Origin of the sequence: Burkholderia sp. 4M9327F10 (assembly GCF_005503145.1) — a bacterium.
GTDB lineage: Bacteria > Pseudomonadota > Gammaproteobacteria > Burkholderiales > Burkholderiaceae > Paraburkholderia.
In genome coordinates this window covers 38,542-59,028 of sequence record NZ_SCNV01000024.1, presented here as the reverse complement: position 1 = coordinate 59,028, position 20,487 = coordinate 38,542, and the positions used below count along the sequence as shown (strand labels likewise).

The 20,487-nt window shown below is 65.6% G+C and carries 16 protein-coding genes; 5 read left to right on the top strand and 11 right to left on the bottom strand.

Features of this window, described 5'->3' with window-relative positions:
- Positions 1 to 130: 130 nt before the first annotated feature.
- Genes FFS45_RS21390 through FFS45_RS21360 form a run of 7 tightly spaced genes read right to left on the bottom strand, consistent with a single transcriptional unit; the run spans position 131 to position 5,931 of the window.
- Entirely contained in the window at positions 131 to 1,432 is a 1,302-nt protein-coding gene (locus FFS45_RS21390; protein ID WP_137956624.1) for an MSMEG_0569 family flavin-dependent oxidoreductase, read from the bottom strand.
- Positions 1,433 to 1,460: 28 nt separating this feature from the next.
- Entirely contained in the window at positions 1,461 to 1,745 is a 285-nt protein-coding gene (locus FFS45_RS21385) for an MSMEG_0570 family nitrogen starvation response protein (RefSeq protein WP_137956623.1), read from the bottom strand.
- Positions 1,746 to 1,768: 23 nt separating this feature from the next.
- Complete coding sequence (locus FFS45_RS21380; protein WP_137956622.1) at positions 1,769 to 2,746, bottom strand: sll0787 family AIR synthase-like protein; 978 nt, start codon at positions 2,744 to 2,746, stop codon at positions 1,769 to 1,771.
- The gene (locus FFS45_RS21375; protein ID WP_137956621.1) at positions 2,743 to 3,318 is read right to left on the bottom strand and encodes an MSMEG_0567/Sll0786 family nitrogen starvation N-acetyltransferase; all 576 of its coding nucleotides are present in this window, start codon (positions 3,316 to 3,318) and stop codon (positions 2,743 to 2,745) included. Before FFS45_RS21375 ends, FFS45_RS21380 begins: the two co-directional genes overlap by 4 nt.
- A 2-nt stretch (positions 3,319 to 3,320) precedes the next feature.
- Positions 3,321 to 4,391, bottom strand: coding sequence for an MSMEG_0568 family radical SAM protein (locus FFS45_RS21370; RefSeq protein ID WP_137956671.1), 1,071 nt, complete (start codon positions 4,389 to 4,391; stop codon positions 3,321 to 3,323).
- Complete coding sequence (locus tag FFS45_RS21365) at positions 4,384 to 5,430, bottom strand: Nit6803 family nitrilase (RefSeq protein WP_137956620.1); 1,047 nt, start codon at positions 5,428 to 5,430, stop codon at positions 4,384 to 4,386. The genes FFS45_RS21370 and FFS45_RS21365 overlap by 8 nt, the downstream gene beginning before the upstream one ends.
- An 18-nt stretch (positions 5,431 to 5,448) precedes the next feature.
- Positions 5,449 to 5,931 carry an MSMEG_0572/Sll0783 family nitrogen starvation response protein gene (locus FFS45_RS21360; RefSeq protein ID WP_137956619.1) on the bottom strand — a complete coding sequence of 161 codons (483 nt, stop codon included), beginning with the start codon at positions 5,929 to 5,931 and terminating at the stop codon, positions 5,449 to 5,451.
- Between the two features lie 357 nt (positions 5,932 to 6,288).
- Here FFS45_RS21360 and FFS45_RS21355 point away from each other — a divergent pair, with 357 nt between their 5' ends.
- The 3 genes from FFS45_RS21355 (at position 6,289) to FFS45_RS21345 (ending at position 11,559) form a co-directional block, all read left to right on the top strand.
- Complete coding sequence (locus FFS45_RS21355; protein ID WP_137956618.1) at positions 6,289 to 7,680, top strand: PLP-dependent aminotransferase family protein; 1,392 nt, start codon at positions 6,289 to 6,291, stop codon at positions 7,678 to 7,680.
- A gap of 314 nt (positions 7,681 to 7,994) precedes the next feature.
- Entirely contained in the window at positions 7,995 to 9,794 is a 1,800-nt protein-coding gene (locus tag FFS45_RS21350; protein ID WP_137956617.1) for a methyl-accepting chemotaxis protein, read from the top strand.
- A 184-nt stretch (positions 9,795 to 9,978) separates the two neighbouring features.
- On the top strand, positions 9,979 to 11,559 hold the full coding sequence (locus FFS45_RS21345) for a methyl-accepting chemotaxis protein (RefSeq protein ID WP_137956616.1): 1,581 nt from the start codon (positions 9,979 to 9,981) through the stop codon (positions 11,557 to 11,559).
- On the opposite strand, the gene FFS45_RS21340 is transcribed toward FFS45_RS21345, so the two are convergent.
- Entirely contained in the window at positions 11,537 to 13,432 is a 1,896-nt protein-coding gene (locus FFS45_RS21340; RefSeq protein ID WP_137956615.1) for a methyl-accepting chemotaxis protein, read from the bottom strand. The two genes, FFS45_RS21345 and FFS45_RS21340, sit on opposite strands and share 23 nt — an antisense overlap.
- Before the next feature lie 246 nt (positions 13,433 to 13,678).
- On the bottom strand, positions 13,679 to 14,059 hold the full coding sequence (locus tag FFS45_RS21335) for a DUF5594 family protein (protein WP_137956614.1): 381 nt from the start codon (positions 14,057 to 14,059) through the stop codon (positions 13,679 to 13,681).
- Between the two features lie 179 nt (positions 14,060 to 14,238).
- Here FFS45_RS21335 and FFS45_RS42140 point away from each other — a divergent pair, with 179 nt between their 5' ends.
- Positions 14,239 to 15,342, top strand: coding sequence for a hypothetical protein (locus FFS45_RS42140; protein WP_212745749.1), 1,104 nt, complete (start codon positions 14,239 to 14,241; stop codon positions 15,340 to 15,342).
- Between the two features lie 8 nt (positions 15,343 to 15,350).
- Here the strand turns inward: FFS45_RS42140 and FFS45_RS21325 are convergent, their stop codons facing one another.
- Entirely contained in the window at positions 15,351 to 16,610 is a 1,260-nt protein-coding gene (locus FFS45_RS21325) for a CocE/NonD family hydrolase (protein ID WP_137956613.1), read from the bottom strand.
- 250 nt (positions 16,611 to 16,860) lie between these two features.
- The gene (locus FFS45_RS21320; RefSeq protein WP_137956612.1) at positions 16,861 to 18,030 is read right to left on the bottom strand and encodes a porin; all 1,170 of its coding nucleotides are present in this window, start codon (positions 18,028 to 18,030) and stop codon (positions 16,861 to 16,863) included.
- 222 nt (positions 18,031 to 18,252) lie between these two features.
- Here FFS45_RS21320 and FFS45_RS21315 point away from each other — a divergent pair, with 222 nt between their 5' ends.
- Positions 18,253 to 20,436, top strand: a complete 2,184-nt coding sequence (locus FFS45_RS21315; protein WP_137956611.1) for an FUSC family protein — start codon at positions 18,253 to 18,255, stop codon at positions 20,434 to 20,436.
- Positions 20,437 to 20,487 lie beyond the last annotated feature (51 nt).

Sequence of the window (20,487 nt, the reverse complement as noted above, 5' to 3'; positions counted from 1 at the left end):
GAGTCCGGATTGCGCAGACGGCTTCGCGCAATCCGGACGGCTCGGGTTTTACCGCAGTGGCGGTTCGTCCGAACAACCCGGCCCCTCAAACCACTAGAACCACTCGAACCACTCGAACCCGTCAAACCACTCAGGCCGCCAGCGTCGCACAGCTTGCGGTCCGCTCACGCTCGCGTGCCGCAATCGCCTGCACGACATACTCCGCGTCGCGTGCGATCCCCGAGAAGCGGCCGGAGCCCCAGGTGTGCAGCCACGGCAGTCCCACGAAATAAAGCCCCGGCATCGGCGTAATACCGCGCTGGTGGGCAGGATAGCCACGTCCGTTGAAGACCGGCGCATCAATCCAGCTGAAGTCCGGCGTAAAGCCGATACACCAGATGATCGCAGCAATGCCGGTGTCTTCGAGTGCAAGCGTCGTGCGTTCGCGCGGCGGCTGCCATAAGGGTTCATAGACAGAGGCCGGCGGCGCCTCGATGCCCTGCTTTTCAATGAAGCCGTCGATGCTCGCGTTGATGCGGTTATAGGTATTGTCCGCCTCGTCGAGATTCGCCGCGAGGTTCGCCGCGAAATGCAGTTGCCCGTCGCGCAGGTCTTCGAGGCGTCCGTATAGCTGCATGCCTTCGGCGGCGAACTTGCGCAGGTCGATATCGCGTCCGCCGTCGCGGCCGGTCACATAGTGATTGGTGTTGTCGCGCACACCTTCGCGCAACGGATGCTGTTCGACCGGCATGTCGTAGTACTGCATGTCCGCCAGCCAGTCCACCACATCCTTGCCGCGATAAAAGCGCGCGCAGCGCGGCGCTTCGCCCACCGCCAGCACCACCTGGCGACCGGCCAGATGCAGGTCCTCGGCAATCTGCGCGCCGGACTGTCCCGAGCCCACCACCAGCACTGCGCCGTCGGGCAGCACCTGCGGATTGCGGTACTCGGACGATTGCAACTGCACGATCTGCGCGGGCAGGCGCTCCGCCATGCGCGGCACGATCGGCGTGTGATAGCCGCCCGAGGCCACCACGATCTGGTCTGCGCTGAAATCGCCTTGCGTGGTCGTCACCGCATAGATGCCGTCGTCGCGCCGCTTCACGCGGCAAACCGCGGTGTGCTCCAGCACCGGTGCATCCACCATAGCAATAAAGCCGTCGAGGTAGGCGATGATTTCATCCTTCTTCATGAAACCATGCGGATCGTCGCCGCTGTACGGGTAGCCCGGCAAGGCGCATTGCCAGTTCGGCGTGACAAGACAGAACGCGTCCCAGCGCTGCCGGCGCCAGGTGTGCGTAACGGTCTGCTTTTCGAGCACCAGATGATCGATACCGGCCTGTTTCAGGTAGTAGCTGATCGACAGACCGGCCTGCCCGCCGCCGACGACGAGCACACGATAGTGCCCATTGCCGCACGGCGCCGCGCTCGTGGAGTGCGCCAGGTTCGACATGATGTGTCCTTGCAAGAAGAGAATGGCTTCAGATCAGTTCGATGACTTTCACGCTCGCCCCCGCGCACTCGCGAAAGCGCTCGGCCTCGCGTTCGATCTGCGCGAGTTGATCCAGCGCCGCCGAACACGCGAACCCGTACTTCTGCCGCACGCGCTCCGAGGCGATGCCGAGCGCCTCGCGCGAACGTTGCACGAAGTCCTCGAGCGGGTACGCGTGACCCGGCGTAAAAAACTCGCTGACCACCCGTGAGGGCGAATAGCAATTCGCTTCGCCGCCATCGGGCCACTGAATCCGAAAGTGCATGACAGGCATGGAAAATCCCTTGTGCGAACGGCTCATTGATCCGCTGGAACGATGAACGGCTCGCCGCTAAAGTCCCACAGCACGGCCGCATCGTCGCCGCTGTGCACGACCACCTTGCGCGATGCATCGATCGTTCCAATCTCGGCGCAGGCCAACGCGCGGGCCTCGAATTGCGCCAGCACCCGCGCAACCCGTTCTTCGCGCACCGCGAGCAGATAGCCGAAGCTCGGAAACGCCGTGATCCAGCGCGCCAGCGGCACCCCGGGGGGCTGGGGAAGCGCGTCGAGATCGATGCGCGCCCCCACCTTCGAGCACTCGAGCAACATCAAGGCGGTGCCCAGCGCGCCCGCCATGCTGATGTCCTTGGCTGCATCGCATAGCCCGCTCTCCGCCAGGTGTGGTAGCAACGCCAGATCGCCGCGCAAACGCGCGGCATCCGCCCCCACCGACGCGTTCCAGAACGGATACGGCTCCTCGAAGCGGCCGCGCAGGTCGACCGCCATCAGCAGGCGGTCGCCGGGGCGCGCGTTGAAACTCGACAGCAGCGCCTTCGCGCGCCCCACAATCGATACGGCCAGTTGCGCCCGGTCGCTGCGCGCATTGGTGTGACCGCCGACAATCGGCACGCCATACGCGAGCGACGCCGCCGCCATGCCCGCCAGCACCTCATGCGCAGCCTCGATGCCGTCGCTCCAGAGCGCATCCACCACGGCGAGCGGCCGGCCGCCCATCGCATAGATATCGCTGACGTTCACCATCACGCTGCTGTAGCCGGCGAACCAGGGCATGGCCTGCACGAAGTCGCTGACCATGCCTTCGATCGCGAACAGCAGGTAACCGTCGCCATCGGCCAGCGCCGCGCAATCGTCGCCGAGCGCCACGGCCTGACCCAGCGCGCCCGCGCCTCCCGGTAGCCGCTGCGCAAGAGACGACACCACACCCGCGATGTCGGTCTTGTGCCGGAAGCCGCGGCTCTCGCGCAAGCCGGCGACCAGCTCCGCGACGCTCATGACACGCTCCGCGCTTGCGTGACAAAGCCGCTGCGCGGCGCCGTGCACGGCGGATAGTGTTCGAGCTGCGCCTGCATCAGATGGTGCGGGCGCCCGAGCAACGTCTCCTCGGCGAGCACATCCCAATGCAAGGCCTGGAACAAGGGCACGTTCTGGCTCTGCACGTGCGCCAGAAAGGTCTCGCAACCGAGCGCGTGAGCGCTGGTCACGGCAAGGCGGATCAAGGTCGCGCCAATCTTGCCGTGGCGCCGAAACGCCGCGTGCACCGCCAGCCGCGAGCCGTACCACACGCCCGGCGCCTCCTGATGGATGCGCACCGTGCCCACCACCTGCTCGGGCATCCCGGCAATGCAGCTCACCGCCACCAGTTGCTGGGCGCGTTCGTCGATCCCGTCACGGTCGTCGCCGACGAAGATGCCCTGCTCGATGCAGAACACCGCGCGCCGCAGCTTGTAGGCCTCCTGAGCTTCCCACGGCAGCGTCGTCCACTTGATGCGGTATTCGGTCGGCGCGTACAACACCGACGCGAGATCGAACTCTTCGGATACGCCTGCGATCGCTTCGCCAAACATGGTTACACCTCGTACGAAGACAGCGACGAACACGCGCCGCATCTGCCGCAACCGGCCTTGATATCGCTCGAACGCAACCCGGCGGCGGAAAGCATGGCCCCAAGCGGCTGCAGCACCGACTTCATGAATTCGGGTGTGGGCGCCGGATGGTCCTCGAGCGGCGTGCCGCTGATCGGCACGAACGGCACCACGAACGGATACACGCCCAGTTCGATCAGCTCGCGCGAGATCGTCAGAATCGCTGCGGCGCTATCGCCGAGGCCCGCGAGGATGTAGGTGCTCACCTGGCCGCGGCCGAATACCGCCACCGCCGCCTTGAACGCCTCCATGTAGCGCGACACCGGGACGCTCGACTTGCCCGGCATGATGCGTTCGCGCAAGGCCGGCGTCACCACTTCCAGATGCATGCCGAGCGTGTCGATGCCGCTCGCCTTCATGCGCGCGAACCAGCGGTCGTCGTCGGGCGGTTCGCACTGAGCCTGGATCGGCAGATCGACGGCGGCACGAATCGCAAACGCGCTGTCGCAGAGAATCTGCGCGCCGCGGTCGCTGGAAGGCGGCGTACCCGTGGTCAGAACCATGTGCTTGACGCCGTCGAGCAGCACCGCTGCGCGCGCCACTTCGGCAAGCTGTTCCGGAGTCTTGCGCGCAATCGTGCGGCCCGCCGCAAGCGACTGGCCGATTGCGCAAAACTTGCAGGTTTTGCGGCGGCTCTCGTAGCGGATGCAGGTCTGCAATACGGTAGTCGCCAGCACGTCGGCGCTGTGCAGCGTGGCGATATGCGAATACGGCACGCCGTCGAGCGTCTGCATGCCGTAAAAACGCGGCGCCTTCGGAAAGCTGATATTGGCAATCGGGATCGTGCCGCGCAGCAGCGCACTGACGCCGTTTGCGTCTGCGGGCGCCGCCACGAACGGCGAATGCCAGGCGCTATGGGTATGCACCGGCACCATGATGGTCACGCCATCCACCGTCACGGCCTTGTGGTCCGACGGCCCCGCGCCGCCGCGCCGGCTGCCGGCTCCCGTCCCCGGATCGGCAAGCCTCAAGCCCGCCGACTGCAGCTCAGTCATCAATTGCCGGCTCGCGGCCGGCAGGGTCTCGCTGGAGTTCATCGCGGCATCCTTCGGTTGAGTTGAAATCGGCACCCGCATGGGCGGCCGCAACGCTGCCCCACGCAGGCATCGGCGTTACCGTCGCGGCGGGCCGTTCGTTGATGACGAGGCTCAGCAGTTCAGGCCGCGCGTAATGACCGACCGAATCCATCATGCGTTTTCGCTTGGTGATCAGCGCCATGTCGAGATCGGCGATCACCATGCCCTCGCCCTCACGCAGCGGCTGCGCGAGATGCTGCCCTTCGGGCGAGACGATCGCCGTATTGCAGCCGCCGCGCAGCGCCCTTTGCAGATTCGTGTCGCCCGTGACCGAGGCGATCTGCGCTTCGGTCAGCCACCCGGTCGCATTGACGACAAAGCAGCCCGACTCCAGCGCATGATGGCGGATCGTGACTTCGATCTGTTCGGCGAAAATCGGCCCCACTAGCGAGCCCGGAAACTGGCTGCAGTGAATCTCTTCGTGCTGCGTCATCAACGCGTAGCGCGCGAGCGGGTTGTAGTGCTCCCAGCAGGCGAGCGCGCCGACCCGCGCAAAGGCTGTCTGCACGACCTTCAACCCGGCGGCATCGCCTTGCCCCCAGATCATCCGTTCGTGGAAAGTTGGCGTGATCTTGCGGCGTCTGAGCAACAACTGACCGTCCGCGTCGAAGATCAGTTGCGTGTTGTAGAGGCTGCCGTGATCGCGCTCGTTGACACCGAGCACAACCACCATGCGATTCACGCGAGCCCGCTCGGCGACGGCGTTCGTGACCGGCCCCGGCACCACCACCGCTTCTTCGTAGAGCCGCATGTGATCGGCGCCGGACGCCACCGGCGGCCTCACGAACGAGAAATACGGGTAGTACGGCACGAAGGTCTCGGGAAACACGATCAGTTGCACGCCTTCGCGCGCCGCCTGGTCGATTGCCTCGCAGACCTTGTTGAGGGTGCCGTCGCTGCGTTCGAAATCCGGCGAGATCTGCACCGCAGCGGCACGGACAATGCGTTTTTCAGACATGGTGATAGCCGCCTGTGCTCAGACCGTCCAGGTGTGGATGATTAGCGCGTTGTCCTTACGATGCAGCAGCTGGATATCGAGCACATCGAGCGGGCTGATTGGCCGGATCCCTTCGATCAGCGAGGCCTCGCCATGCCCATACAGCGCCTGCAAGGCAAAGCGGCACGCGTACACCTTGCCGCCCTCTTCCATGAACTTGAGCAACTGCTTGTTGAAGTTCAGATGGCCGGGAAACGCCTCGTCGCCAAGCGTCGGAAAGCCGCGCTGCAAACCGAGCGTGACGCCCGGCCCGTACAGCAGCACGGACGTCTCGAAGCCTTTGCGCTGCAGGCGCGTGGCCTGCAGCATATTGACGAAACCGATCGAGCCTTCGAACGCCACCGTGTGAAATGTGACGAGCGCCTTTTCGCCCGGCTCGGCCTTCACGTCCTCGAAGACCTTCTCTTCGTAATCGACGAGGTAATCGCCCTTCTGATGCAGCGGTTTGTTGACGGCTGGCATGGCACTCTCCAAGGTGAGTTGCGTGAACAGGAATGTCGCGGGGTTGCGAAGCAACGGGCAGCGCCGCATGACGTCTGCGCCGAGCCCACTTACGCAACGGCCGTGCCACTGATCGCCGCCGCCGATGCGATCACTTTCCAATCAAACAGACGATCATTCGTCAAGCGAGTCGAAAAAATTTTTGGCCCGAAGCTTGCGTACTGCCAGCGCAACCAGGCGAAACGCCGTTAGAGACTCGAATCGCACCAGCCAGGTGCGATCCGGCTGGTGCAGGTGCGCAGCGCCGGTGCGCCCATTCACCAGATACGATCAGTCCGATCAATGGAAGCGATCACTTTTTGACCTGTTGCGAAAACGATGAGTAGCCCGACACATCACTGGATCAAACGCCTTGCCGAACTGCGCAAGCCTGCTTACCTCGCGATTCCCGAATTGATCGAAGAGGACCTCGCCACCGGGCGCCTGCGGCCGCGCGACCGGATGCCCGGCCTGCGCGATCTCGCCGGCGAACTCGGGCTCAACTACACGACCGTGGCGCGCGCCTACGCCGAAGCGAAGAAACGCGGCCTGCTCGATTCGCGCGCCGGCAGCGGCACTTTCGTGCGCGGCCGCACCGCCACGCTGCCGCTCGCGGGCGGCAGCAGCATCGAAATGACCATGAACACGCCGCCGGAGCCGGCCGACCATGCAGCGCGGCTACGCGAATCGGCCGCGCGTTTGATGGCCGCAAGCGATCCCTATCAGCTCCTGCGCTATCAGGACTTCGGCGGCACACCCGCCGACAAGGCGGCCGGCGCGGAGTGGCTCAAACGGCGCCTGCCCAGTTGCCTGGCCGACAACGTGCTGGTGTGCCCCGGCATTCATAGCGCGCTGGTCGCGCTGGTCTCGCAACTCGCGCGGCCGGGCGGCATGATCTGTCTGGACACGTTGGCCTATCCGGGCATCAAGGCCATCGCCGCGCAACTGGGCGTGCGCTTGCAGGCGCTCGCGCGTGACGACGAGGGGCCGCTCGCGCATGCCTTCGAAGCGCTCTGCAAGACCGACAAGCCGAGCGCGTTCTATTGCAACCCAACGCTGCAAAACCCCAGCACGCTAACGCTCACGCACAAGCGCCGTGAAGCGCTGGCGGACGTCGCGCTGCGCTACAGCGTGCCGATCATCGAGGACGACGCCTATGCGATGCTGCCGCAGCAGGCTCCGGACGCACTGGCGAGCTTCGCACCGGAGCTGACCTACTACGTAACGGGCCTGTCGAAGAGTCTTGGCGCCGGCTTGCGGGTCGCCTACCTGCAGGCGCCCACACCGCGCCAGACGCTGCGCCTCGCCGGCGCGTTGCGCGCCACCACCGTCATGGCGAGTCCCTTCACGGTGTCGCTCGCGACCGCGTGGGTCAACGACGGCACGGCCGTCGAGATGCTCAACGCGATCCGCAGCGAATCGAAAGCGCGCCAGCTTATCGCGGCGCGCGTACTCGACGCGTGGGCTTACGATGCACATGCAGAAGGCTTTCATCTGTGGCTGCCGATTCCCGGCGAGGACGGCTGGAGCTCATCGGAGCTGGCGCTGCAGTTGCGCAACCAGGGCATCGCCGCCGTGGCAAGCGCGGCGTTTTCTACCGATGGCAATCCGCCCAACGCATTGCGCGTGTGCCTGGGCGGTTCGAAGAGCCGGGAGGAATGCGAGGCGGCGCTGCATATCATCGCCGAGGCGTTCGAGCATCCGCATCATCTGCACTCGGCGATGATGTGAGACGCGCCGGCGGCACAGTTGCCAACGGCTCGCCGCCATAGCGCACGCCTGCGATAAGTTCATACAAAAGCAGAAGCGATATCTACAGACAAATACAACGCAGCGCGTCCCCAGCATGTGTTGAAAAAGCGAAGCCGTCGGGCAAAATCGCTTGCCGTCATAAAGTGCCTTGCCACAAGGGCTAAAGCCACCTCCTGTAACGCGACGAAAGCGGCGGCCAGAGCGCCCCGCTCAAGTCTCCCGCCGCGCCGCCGTATACCGGAACGAGGCGCATAGCCTTGCCGATTCCCGAACACCCCTGAAAGGCGCCCATCATGTTTTCCTCCATTCGCGCGCGCATCGTCGCGCTGTGCGTCGCCATCGTTGTCGTGGCGCTCGCAGCCAATGCGGTTCTCAACTACGTTGTGGCCAATGGATACAACACCGATTCGATCGACAGCAGCCTCACGGCCGTCGAAAGCGGTCACGTGGCCGGAATCAACCAATGGGTTGCCGTCAATAGTCAGATGATTACCTCGCTGCAGGATACCGTGCTGCAGCCCGACCCGGTACCGGCCTTGAAGCTGATGGCAAGCGCCGGGAACTTCACCAACGTCTTCGTCGGTTATCCCGACAAGACCTACAAGTTCTCGGACCTCACCGGCATCCCGTCCAACTACGATCCGACCAGCCGCCCCTGGTACAAGCAGGCGGTGGCGGCAGGCAAGCCGGTGGTGACGCAACCGTACGTGTCCATCTCCAACGGCCATCTGATCGTCTCGTTCGCCTCACCGGTCATTCGCGACGGCGCCTTGAAGGCCGTGGTGTCGGGCACCCTCGAAATGGACAACGTGATCGCCAACGTGAAGGCGATTCATCCCACGCCGTCTAGCTTCGGCATGCTGGTCAACAGCAGCGGCCTGATCGTCGCGCACCCGGACCCCAAGCTGACCTTGAAGCCGGTCACCGATCTCATGCCCGAGCTGAGCGCCGACAAGCTCGCCGCGCTCGCCACGGCGGCCCATCCGCTGCAGGTCGACGTGGGCGGCAGCCCCAAGCTGCTGCGCGCGCTGCCGATTGCCGGCACCGACTGGATCGCCATCGTTGCGCTCGACAAGGCCGAAGCGACCGCCGGCATGCGTTCGCTGCTGACGGCCTCGATCATTGCGCTGATCGTGATTGCCGGCCTTGCTGCGGCCGTCGTCGCCGCAGTGACCGCGGTGTCGTTCCGGCGTCTCTCGGAAGTCCGCGACGCGATGGATGCGATCGGCTCCGGCGAAGGCGACCTGACCCAGCGCCTGCCCGCTATCGGCAGCGATGAAGTGGCGCAGATCGCCCACGCGTTCAACACTTTCATCGAGAAGCTGAGCCGCGTGATGCGGCAGATCCGCGAGGCCAGCCAATCGGTGCACGTGGCCGCCAACGAAATTGCCGCCGGCAACGTCGACCTGTCAGGCCGCACCGAGTCCGCTGCCGCGAGCCTGCAGCAGACCGCGGCATCGATGGAAGAAATCACCGCGACGGTCGGCCAGTCGGCAAGCGCGGCCAGGCAGGCCGACGACACCGCCGCGTCTGCTTCGCTGGTCGCCTCGCGCGGCGGCGTGGTGATCTCCGAGGTCATCACGACGATGCGTGAAATCGAAAGCGCCTCGGTGAAGATTGCCGACATCATCGGCGTGATCGACGGCATCGCTTTCCAGACCAACATCCTCGCCCTGAACGCGGCGGTGGAAGCGGCGCGCGCCGGCGAACAGGGCCGCGGCTTCGCGGTGGTGGCGGGCGAAGTGCGCAGCCTCGCGCAGCGCAGCGCGCAGGCCGCCAAGGAGATCAAGGGGCTGATCGAGTCGACGGTGGCGAGCGTCACCTCCGGCTCGAACCAGGTGCGCCATGCCGGCGAAACGATGACGGAGATCGTCAGCAACGTTTCCAACGTGACGACGATCATTTCCGAAATCACCCAGGCCGCCAATGAACAGACGCGCGGCATTCAGGAAGTGAACCGCGCGGTCAGCCAGCTTGACGAGATGGTGCAGCAAAACGCGGCGCTGGTGGAGCAATCCACCGCCGCCGCCGCGGCGCTGCAATCGCAGGCGGTCAACCTTGCCACGGCCGTCACCCAGTTCCGGCTCGATTGACCCGGGCCGTTGGTCGCATCGGCTTATCGTGAGTAGTGCGAATACTCGGAATGTCATTCTCGGGCTTGCGGCGCACTTCACCGTGCCGTAAGGTGCCGGCCTGTTGAACCGGCGCGAGCCGCGGCGCCAATGCCACAAGCGTAGACGCCAGGCGCGCGAAGCACATAACGTATCAGGAGTTGCTGTGTCGTTTTATAGAAATCTGAAGATTGCCGCCAAGCTGGCGCTACTGGGCGCCGTGCTGCTGGTGGCGACGATGGTGGTCGGCCTGGAAGGATGGCATGCGCTGGCCGACACGCACGCACTGCAGGTGCAGTCGGCCCAGACGCTCGAGCAGTACGCGCAGGCGGCCGACACGGCGCGCGTCGCCCAGGTCGAATTCAAGAAGCAGGTCCAGGAGTGGAAAGACCTGCTGCTGCGCAGCAGCGATGCGGCCGCGCTCGCCACGCACCAGCAGGCGTTTGCCGCGCAAAGCGACAAGACCACGGCCGCCTTGCAGAAACTCAGAGGCCAGTTGAGCGCGTTAGGGGTGAGCCTCGACGGCGTGGACAACGCGCTTGCCACCCATGAATCGCTGCAAACCACCTACCTCGATGCACTGAAGCATTTCGACGTCGCGGACCCGAATAGCCCGCACGTCGTGGACAAGCTTGTCAAAGGCATCGACCGTCCGCCGACCACGGCAATCGACGCGATCGTCGCCTCGGTCATGCAACAGGCGCAAGCCTCCGATCAACGCATCGAACAGGCCTCCGCGGATGCCTACCGGCTCGCCTGCTCGCTGCTGCTGGCAGTCGTGCTCGGCGCGCTGGTGATCGGCGCGGCGGCCATCTGGTTCCTGAGCCGCAGCATCACCGTGCCGGTCAGGCAGGCGGTAGGCGTCGCGCAGGCGGTCGCCGCCGGCGACCTGCGCGCCGACGTCGAAGTGTCGAGCAGCGACGAAACCGGCCAGTTGCTGATCGCGCTGAACGACATGAATCATCGTCTGCGCCATATCGTCAGCGAGATCCGCGAGGGCGCCACGACCATCTCGTCGGCCACCCAGCAGATTGCCGCGGGCAATCTCGATCTGTCCGCGCGCACCGAACAGCAAGCGGCCTCGCTCGAAGAGACCGCGGCCTCGATGCAGCATTTCACCGACTCCGTGCAGACGAACGCCACCCATGCGCGCAACGCGACGACGCTCGCGCAAACCGCTGCGCAAGCGGCGCACGACGGCGGCGCGGTGATGAGCGACGCCGTGCATACGATGGAACAGATCAACGCTGCCTCGAAGCGCATCGTCGACATCATCGGCGTGGTCGAGGCGATCGCCTCGCAGACCAATATCCTCGCGCTCAACGCGGCGGTCGAAGCGGCCCGCGCGGGCAGTCAGGGGCGCGGCTTTGCGGTGGTGGCGAGCGAAGTACGCAGTCTCGCGCAACGCTCGGCCGACGCGGCGCGCGAAGTCAAGGAATTGATCCGCGAATCGGTCTCCACCATCGAAGCCGGCACGCAACTGATCCAGCGCGCCAGCAGCACGATGAACGGCGTGGTCGAAAGCGCCGGCAGCGTGACCAAAATCGTCGAAGCGATTGCGACCGCCACGGTGGACCAGGCCACCGGCATTGGCGAAGTGAACGACGCAATCAACCAGATGGATCAGGTCACGCAAAGCAACGCTGCGCTCGTCGAGCAGGCTGCCGCCGCCGCGGACGCAGTGCAAAGCAAGGCTTCGGGCCTGGTGCAGAGCGTGAGCTTCTTCAGACTCGGGGCCGCAGCCTGAATGCCGCCACCGTTTCGTTGAGCTGGCGCCCCTGGTCTTCCAGCGAACGCGACGCCGCGGCGGCTTCTTCGACCAGCGCAGCGTTTTGCTGCGTCACGTCGTCCATCTGCGTGATAGCCAGATTGACCTGGGCAATCCCCCTGCTCTGCTCGTCGGATGCCGCCGCGATCTCGCCCATGATCGCGGTCACCTGGCCCACCGCATGGGTGACTTCGGACATGGTCTGCCCCGCCTCGCTGGCAAGCGCCGAGCCTTGATGAATCTTGCCGACCGAGGCGCCGATCAGTTCCTTGATCTCCTTGGCCGCATTCGAGGAGCGTTGCGCGAGACTGCGCACTTCGCTCGCCACCACCGCGAAGCCGCGGCCGTGCTCGCCGGCCCGCGCCGATTCCACCGCCGCGTTGAGCGCGAGAATGTTGGTCTGAAACGCAATCCCTTCGATGATGCCGGTGATATCCGCGATGCGGCTCGAGCTTTGGCTGATATCGCTCATGGTCTGGACGACGCGCTCCACCACATCGTTGCTGCGGCGTGCGACATCCGAGGCATTCGCGGCCAGTGAGCTGGCTTGGCGCGCATTGTCGGCATTCTGTTTGACGGCCGAGGTCAGCTCCTCCATGCTGGCGGCGGTCTCTTCGAGCGCCGCCGCCTGCTGCTCGGTGCGCGCGGACAAGTCAGCATTGCCCGCGGAGATCTCGCCGGTGGCCACGCGCAGGGTTTCGCTGTTGGCGCGAATATTCAGCAGCACGCCGTTAAGTTTCTCGACGAACGCGTTGAACTGCGCGGCCAGCACGCCGACTTCGTCGTTGCTCGTGACCGGCAGGCGCTGCGTCAGGTCGCCATCGCCCGAGGCAATGTCCTGCATGCCGTTCGACACCTGGCGCAGCGGCGCCGTCAGCCGGCGGCCGAGCGCGGTGGTCAGCGCCAGCGCGGCAACTAGCGCGAGCAGCCCCGCGCCGATCAGGACCGCGCTCAGGCGGTTGGCCGAGGCCATCATCTCGCCGTGCGGAATCAGGCCGATGTATTTCCAGCCCAGCTCCGGCGAGGTGTAGATCACGGCGTCATAGCGCGTGCCGTCAACGACGATCGACTGCGCGCCGTTGGCGACGTCCGCGAGATCGCGGTAGCCGTCGCCGAGATCCTTGAGCGGCTTGAAGTTGTGCGACGGATCGCGCGGGTCGACCAGCACCGTGCCGCTGTCTTCGATCACCATCAGGTAACCCGTCTCTCCGAAGCGCACCTGGCCGATCATCTTCGCAAAGCCGTCAAGCGAGATATCCATGCCGAGCACGCCCACGGGCTTGCCCTGCGCGTCCTGAACGGTGCGCACGAAACTGATGATGACGTTCTTGTCGCCGCCCGAATTCGCGTAAGCGGGAGTGCGGCGCACATCGCCCGCGGCCTGCATGCCCTGGGTGAACCACGGGCGCTCGCGCGGATCGTAGTGATCGCTGGTGAATGTGCCCTTCGGCCACTGCACGTAGCCACCCCACTTCGTGCCGAGATAGACGTATTGGAGATCCGGGTGGCTGTCGCCGAAGCGCTGCAGCAGATGGAAAATATCGGTTTCCACGCCGCCGTTGGTGTCGGGCGTCATCTGGCCGCCGTGGGTCAGATAGTTCGCCACCGACTCGTTGGCCGACTGCACGAGCGGCGTATCGGAGAGAAACACGACGTTGTCGTGAATCCGCCTGAACGTATCCTTGAGGCTCGCGTCGATCTGGTGAATCTGGCCGTTGCTCGCCTCGTTGAAGCTATCCACCGCCTGGCGGCGGACGTTGAGCGTTGCAAACAGCGTGATCGCGAGAATCGTGGCGGCGAGCGCCGCGCCGAATATGAGGCTCAGTTTGAGAGCAATGGAGCGCATGCCCATGAGAAGGACTCCGTCCGTTAGGCGATGAATGAGTGACGCGCAGGGAAAACACACCGCAGCGTCACGCCTGGCCGGTAAAGGTTTGGCCCCTACCCCTTACTGGCTTGACGTAACCGACATGCGTGTACCGCTTGCGTCTCTTTCGCTGATTACGGCGCTCTTTCGCCCCGGCTGAACGGGATTCATTTTTAATAATTGACTGGCCCGGGCCTGGCGTTCCGCTTCCTGCGTCCCGCGTAACGGGCTTCAGGACTCGAAGTCGAGACCGCCTAACAGGATCTCGGGCGCGCCCTGGGTATGCGAGCGAAAATCGACCTCGCGGGCGTTGCGCCATGCGTCGAGCTTGCGCGGGATGGCCTTCAGGTAACCGGCAAAGCGCGCCTCGCCGCCTTCGGCCATCAGGCGCTCGATCTCATCGCTGTCCCAGGTCAGGTGCAGGTTCAGCTTGTGGGGATAGTGACGCAGCACTTCAATCGGCTCGGCCCAGATCCTCACGCAGGTTGGGTGGCCATGGCCGCCGTAGGGCACGACTTCGGCGTGCAGGCCGGTGTCGAACAGTCCGGCAATGGTGGCAGCGATACGGGGGGCAAATTCGCGGTCGAACCTCGCGACGGTCTCCGGGTGCATGGTCTCTCCTTCACGCTCTGCGGCAATCGTAGCATGCGCCGGCCACGCGCCGGCGGCACAGGCGTTGTCGCTGAATGGCCGCGAAACGCCACGGTGGCGGCCATCTGCCGTGTTTTCGCTTGTTGCCACGGCGGCGGTTTTTTATAATCCGCGGCTTACCTGAATCGCAAGGACAGTCGATGCTGCAAACCCGTTCCGCCCTGCTCGCGCTGAGCCTCGGCGCGCTTTCCGCTCACGCGCTGGCCGACGAGCTGGTCGCCACCCGTCCGGGTGTCATGTGCGTCTCCGCCGACGCGCTGGCCCGCCTGACGCTGCCCAGCGGCGACAGCCGCACGCATGCCGCGGCCGTCGCGCCGGAAACGCAGAGTCTCGCGGCCTCCGGCGGTTGCGTCGAGATCAAGCCGGGCATTCGCGTGACGGTGCAAAAGGCCTTTAAAAATACCTCGGTCGTGACGTACCGTGCCGCAGGCGCGCAGAACGAACAAACCTTCGTTATCCCGAACATTGACTTTGCAGCGGCCACGGGAGGCGTAACGCCTGTGGCTGCACAAGCGGCGCCGGCCCCCGCCTCCGCCACTAACGCTGCCACGGCGGCTCCCGCATCTGCCGCAGCCGCGGCCACTGCCGCGCCCGCTTCCGCCGTTGCGCAAGGCTATCGCGTCGCACAGCGCGTCCCGACCGCGGACCGCGCAGGCACCGTCCTCGAAATTCTCGAAGACGCACGCGTCACACCCGAGCTGCACAAAACGCTGTGGGGCAGCGGCGAAGGCGCCGACGGCCTGCCGGACGGCGTCAGCCACGCGCCGCTGCTGGGCGCGCAGGTGCGCCTCGTGTCGGCGGCGGGCGCGGTGCTTGCCACCCGCAAGCTGGATTACCCGCTCGCCAGCCTCGAAGCCGCGCCGCTGCATGGCTTGCCGTCCCCGGCCTGGTTCCTGACCATCGACGCCACCGCGCCGATGGGTTCGTATAGCGGTCCCGGGACCGAGATCCTGGTGCCCGCACAAAGCGGCCTCGAAGCGCTCAGCTATACCTCAGCGCAGGGCGCGGCAGCCCCGCTGGTTCTCTCACGCACCGGCAAGGCCGACTGGAAGATCGTGCCGGCCCGCGCGGGCGGCACCGAGGAAATCGAACACGTGTTCTGCGAGTTCGCTGGTGGCGACAACTTCGTTACGACCTACCGCACCTATCGTTTCGCCGGCGGCAAGTGGCAAGCTGCCTCGCGCCAGTTGCGCGGACTGTGGGAAAGCGACCGCGAGTTCCCGGCGCGGCCGGACTTCCCCTGAGCGCCAGCCTACTGCACGACCTGCTGCCCCTGCGCATACACCTTGCACCCGGACCACTTCGCCTGACAGTGTTCCAGCGCATGTTGGGCGGCTTCCTGCCCGGTACGCTCCATCACGTCGGAGTTGCAGTGGCCGCCTTCCGCGGTCACGAACGCCTTGCCTTCATTGCGTGAGGCCCCATACTCGTCGAAGCTGTCGCGGCAGCCGCGATTCAGACCCGCCGGCTGCGGCAAACCGGCCAGCGGCGGCATCTCCACCACGAGCTGGGTCGGCAGGTTCAACGATTTCAGGAACGGCTCGACGCTCGGCCACCACGCTTCGGCCGGCGCTTCATAAAGCAGTTCATGCCCGTCCTCATGAAACGCCGGCAGCACCGTGAGCTGCGCCTGAGCACCGTGCGCGGTGTAGGCGCTGAGCATCTGGCGCGCCAGCTCGGGACTGAAATAGTGATCGTTCTCCGACCAGACCCACTGGCTCGGAATCCTGGCGGTCGAGCCATACTCGCCCACCGCCGCGACCAGTTGATCGGAGCGGCACACATAATCTGGGCTGCTCGAGCCACGCCCACCGGCAAAATCCAGCACACCTACCACGCCTTGCGGGTTGCGTGCCGCAGCCGCCAGCACCGCGAAGCCACCGGTCGACTTGCCGAGCAGGATCACGTGCTCGCCATCCACCCAGGGTTGCGCGCGCAAGGCCTCGAGCGCCGCGAGCACGTCATCGGCAGACGCCTTGCCCGGTCCGAGATAATCCTCGTTGTGGCAGGAGCCGCTACTCTCCGCATACGGCCCATCGGAGTGGCCGAAGCCGCGGCGCAGCACCACCACCGAGGCGTAGCCATGCTGCGCGAAAGCCACCGCGGCGCTCAGCAGCAGTTCCGGCGCGCGGTCCGCCACGCCCGCCCCGGCGCTGCGCGGCGTACCGGGCGTCATCAGGACCAGCGGCCAGCGGCCCGGACGGTCAGGGCGCACGACCAGCGCTTCGAGCGTCGGTTTGGCGCCATCGGGCAGACTGATTGGCAGTCCGATGTGCTCGCGCACGAGACCCGGCAGCAGGGGGACGGAGGCGGAAGAACCGCCGCTGGCCAGTTGCGGCGCCGCGGCGGGGGTTTGCGCCAATGCCTGACGTGGTGCGCCAGTCAGCGCCAATGAAAGCAGGAGCAAGGGCAAGAGCAACAGCGGTTGCGCGTGAGCCCGCAGCCGGTGCGAGCTTTGTCGTAATAACTGTGCGCAACGCAGCCGGACGGTTTGGGCAGGCTTGTCTCTCATGCTTGGGCGCCTTTGCAGGTTGAGTGTCGGGGAGCCGCGGCCGGAGCCGGCCACGCGGCGTCATCGCACCCGATTCTAGTGTGCGACCGGCCCGGCGGTCTACGCCACTGGGTCCGCCCGGCCCGCGTCCTCCGCGCCCGGTTATGCATCCAGCATTGATTGCGCTACCCCAACAAAAAAGGCCCACGGTTTGCACCGCGGGCCCTTGGCTCAACCAGCAAGCTGACGGCCAGCCGGCCGCCTTGCCCGCCTAGAACTTATGACGAATGCCGATCGCAGCGACATCCTGCGAGTTGCTGCCCGAGCTCACGCCGAAGTCGCCGACCGATGCCTCCGCATTAACCGTCGCGCCGCTCGAGTTGAGCGTCTTGCCGCTCGCCTTCTGGTAGCCGAACAGCGCGTACAGGTCCGTGCGCTTGGACAACGAGTAGTCGCCGCCAAGGTTGACCTGGTTGTAATGCGCCGACGACGGCCCGGTCAACGACGTGTAGTTGTAGCCCACACCGGCACGCAGCGCCGGCGTGAACTGGTAGTTGAAGAACACCGAGCCGTTGTTGAACTTGGCGGTTTCGCGGAATGCGGAGAACGCGTCGCTGCCGTACTGCGTGTTCGAGTAAGCCGCGCCAACCGTCGCCGCGCCGATCACGTACTGGCCGCCGACCTTCGCGATCTGGATCGACCTGGCGCTGGCAAAGCCCGAGTTGATCACCGTATTGAACAGGCTGTCCGAGCTGCTGGTCCAGGTGCGCAGGCCGTTGGTCAGCGTATTGCCGCCGTTGGCGTAGAAGTAGCCGGCGCCAAGCGACAGCGGCCCGGTCCCATACGCCGCGCCAAAGCTGTAGGTCCGTCCGCTGCCGGTCGCACCGGCCACGCCGCCGAAGCCATACAGCGCTTCCACCTGGAAGCCGCTGAACACCGGGCTGACGTACTTGACCGAATTGCTCACGCGCAAGCTGTTGTCGTAGTTGTCGAGGTCGCCCGGCGTGCCGAACACGCCGCCGAAGTAGGCGTCTTCGGTCAGCCCCTGGACCAGATCGACGACCGGATCGTATTGCCGGCCCAGCGTGACCGTACCCCACGTGTTGCCGGTCAGGCCCACCACCGCCTTGCGGCCGAACTCGCGGCTGCCCTGGCCGAGCGCGCCGGTGCCCACGTTGAAACCGTTTTCCAGCTGGAAGATCGCCGCGAGGCCGCCGCCCAGGTCTTCCGTACCCTTGAGGCCCCAGCGGCTGCCCTGGACATTGCCGCTGCTGAACTTGACCAGCGTGGACTGGTTCTGGCCGTTGCTGCTTTGCGCGTTGTGCACGTAGGCGATACCCGCGTCGACGATGCCGTACAGGGTCACGCTGCTTTGCGCCTGGGCGACGGCGGACAGGAGCACGCCGGCAGGCAAGGCCAGCAGAGAAAGGCGCTTTTTCATATGTTGATTTCCCGTAATCGAGGTTTTTCTTTTGATGACCGGGGTGAACGATAAGAGAAGCGGCTGCCGGCGAGAACCAAGCATTTCTTCGATCCATATGAAACGTCTCGTTCGAAGGACGCACTAGCGGGACAGACTCATTTATCATTCACCATTCAGAGCAGGCCCGCCGCCTCGCCGGCGAGGCTCCGCCCCACGCACCCCGATCGCCGCCCGACAACGATGGTCTACCCCTCACTGCGCGACTGGCTGTTCTCGGTCAAGACCTTTGCGGCGGCCATGCTCGCGCTCTACATCGGGCTCGCGCTGGAATTGCCGCGTCCGTACTGGGCCATGGCGAGCGTTTATATCGTCTCGAATCCGTTCGTCGGCGCGACCCGCTCCAAGGCGCTCTATCGCGCGCTCGGCACCGCCATCGGCGCGTCCGCCGCGGTGCTAATCGTGCCGCCCTTCGTCGAATCGCCCTACCTGTTCAGCGTGGTGGTCGCGCTGTGGACCGGCACCCTGCTCTATCTGGCCATCTCCGACCGCACCGCACGCAGCTACGTCTTCATGCTGGCGGGCTACACCATGCCGCTGATCGCGCTGCCCGCGGTATTCAACCCGACCAGCATCTTCGACCTCGCCATCACCCGCACCGAGGAGATCCTGCTTGGCATCGTCTGCGCCAGCGTGGTCGGCAGCGCGGTGTTTCCGAACCGCCTCGCGCCCGCCATCATCGAGCGCACCGACGGCTGGTTCCGCGACGCCGTGGTCTACGCCACCGAAACGCTCTCCGGACGCATTGCCGGCGCCTCGATCTCGGCCTGCCGCCAGCGGCTCGCGGCCACCGTCAACGGGCTTGAGCTGCTGCTGAGCCAGCTTGCCTACGACCATACCCGCCCCGACGTGCTGAACCGCGCGCACGCCTTGCGCGGCCGCATGCAACTGCTGCTGCCGATCATGTCGTCGCTCGCCGATCCGCTTGTAGCCCTGCTCGGCGGCCAGCGGGAGCGCCCCGCCGGACTCGAGGCGCTGCTCGCCGACGTCGTCAAATGGTTCAACACGCCGTTGCGGCCAACCCATGACAGCGTACGGCCCGACCTTGCAGCCGACGCGCTGCGCGAGCGTGTCGCCGCGATGCAGCCGGCGCCCGCCGAGCTGGCCAGTTGGGAAGGTGCGCTGCTTTCGAATGCGCTATGGCGTCTGAAGCAGCTGATCGACGTCTGGCAGGATTGCCGCGCGCTGCGCCGCATCATCGTCGAGGAAGGCGCCACAGGAACCAGCAGCTGGCGGCCGAGCTTTCGTCACTGGCGGCTCGGCGGCACCGAGCGCTATTTCGACCGCGGCATCATGCTGTTTTCGACCGCTTCGGCGGTGGGCGCTATCACCCTCGCGTGCGCGCTGTGGATCAGCTCGGGCTGGAACGACGGCGCGGGCGCCGTCACGCTGGCCGCGGTGGCCTGCTGCTTCTTTGCCGCGCTCGACGATCCCGCGCCGCAGGTGTTCAAGTTCTTCACCTCGACCGCCGCGAGCGTCGTGCTTGCCGGGCTGTATCTGTTCGTGGTGTTGCCGAACGTGCACGACTTCCCGATGCTGGTCATCATGTTTGCCGGACCGTTCATCCTGGTCGGCACGCTGATCCCCCGTCCGCAGTTCACGCTGGCGACGATGCTGGTGGCCGTCAACACCGCCACCTTCATCAGCATCCAGGATGCCTACGACGCTGACTTCCTGGTCTTCATGAACAGCAATCTCGCCGGTCTCGCGGGTCTGCTGTACGCCTTCCTGTGGACGATCGTGACGCGTCCGTTCGGCGCCGAACTCGCCGCCGCCCGCCTGATGCGTTCGAGCTGGGAGGACGTGGTGCTGAGCGCCTCGGCCAAACCGATCGAAGATCAGCGCAATCTCGCCGCGCGCATGCTCGACCGCCTGATGCAACTGATCCCGCGCCTTGCCGCGACCGACGACCGGCGCCATCCGTCCATCGAAAGTTTCCGCGACCTGCGCATTGCCTTCAACGCGCTCGACCTGCGGCGTCTGCGCCTGAAGCTCGGCGGCGACGCGCATGCGGCGATCGACGGCGTGCTCGATGGCATCCGCAGCCACTTCGAAACCTGTATCGCCCGCCGTGTGCGCCAACCGGTGCCCGAGAGCCTGATGTCCGCCATCGACACGGCACTTGCACGCGTCACCGCGCTTGGCCTTGCCAATGCGGCCAACAGCGCAGCCAACGGCGCGGCCAACAGCGCGAACAACAATGCGGCCAACGGCACGGCCAATAGTGCGACCAACAGCGCGGCGCTCTCCGCGCGCCAGTTGCGCGATGCCTTGCATGCGCTGGTGGGCCTGCGCCTGTCACTGTTTCCAGCCACGATCGCCTCGTTAGCTCCACCCGCTCCGCCTGAAGAGGGCCCTGCGGCCTGACGAACCCCATGCCCCCTACGACCCCTATGAATCCCATGCGCCCCTTGACCT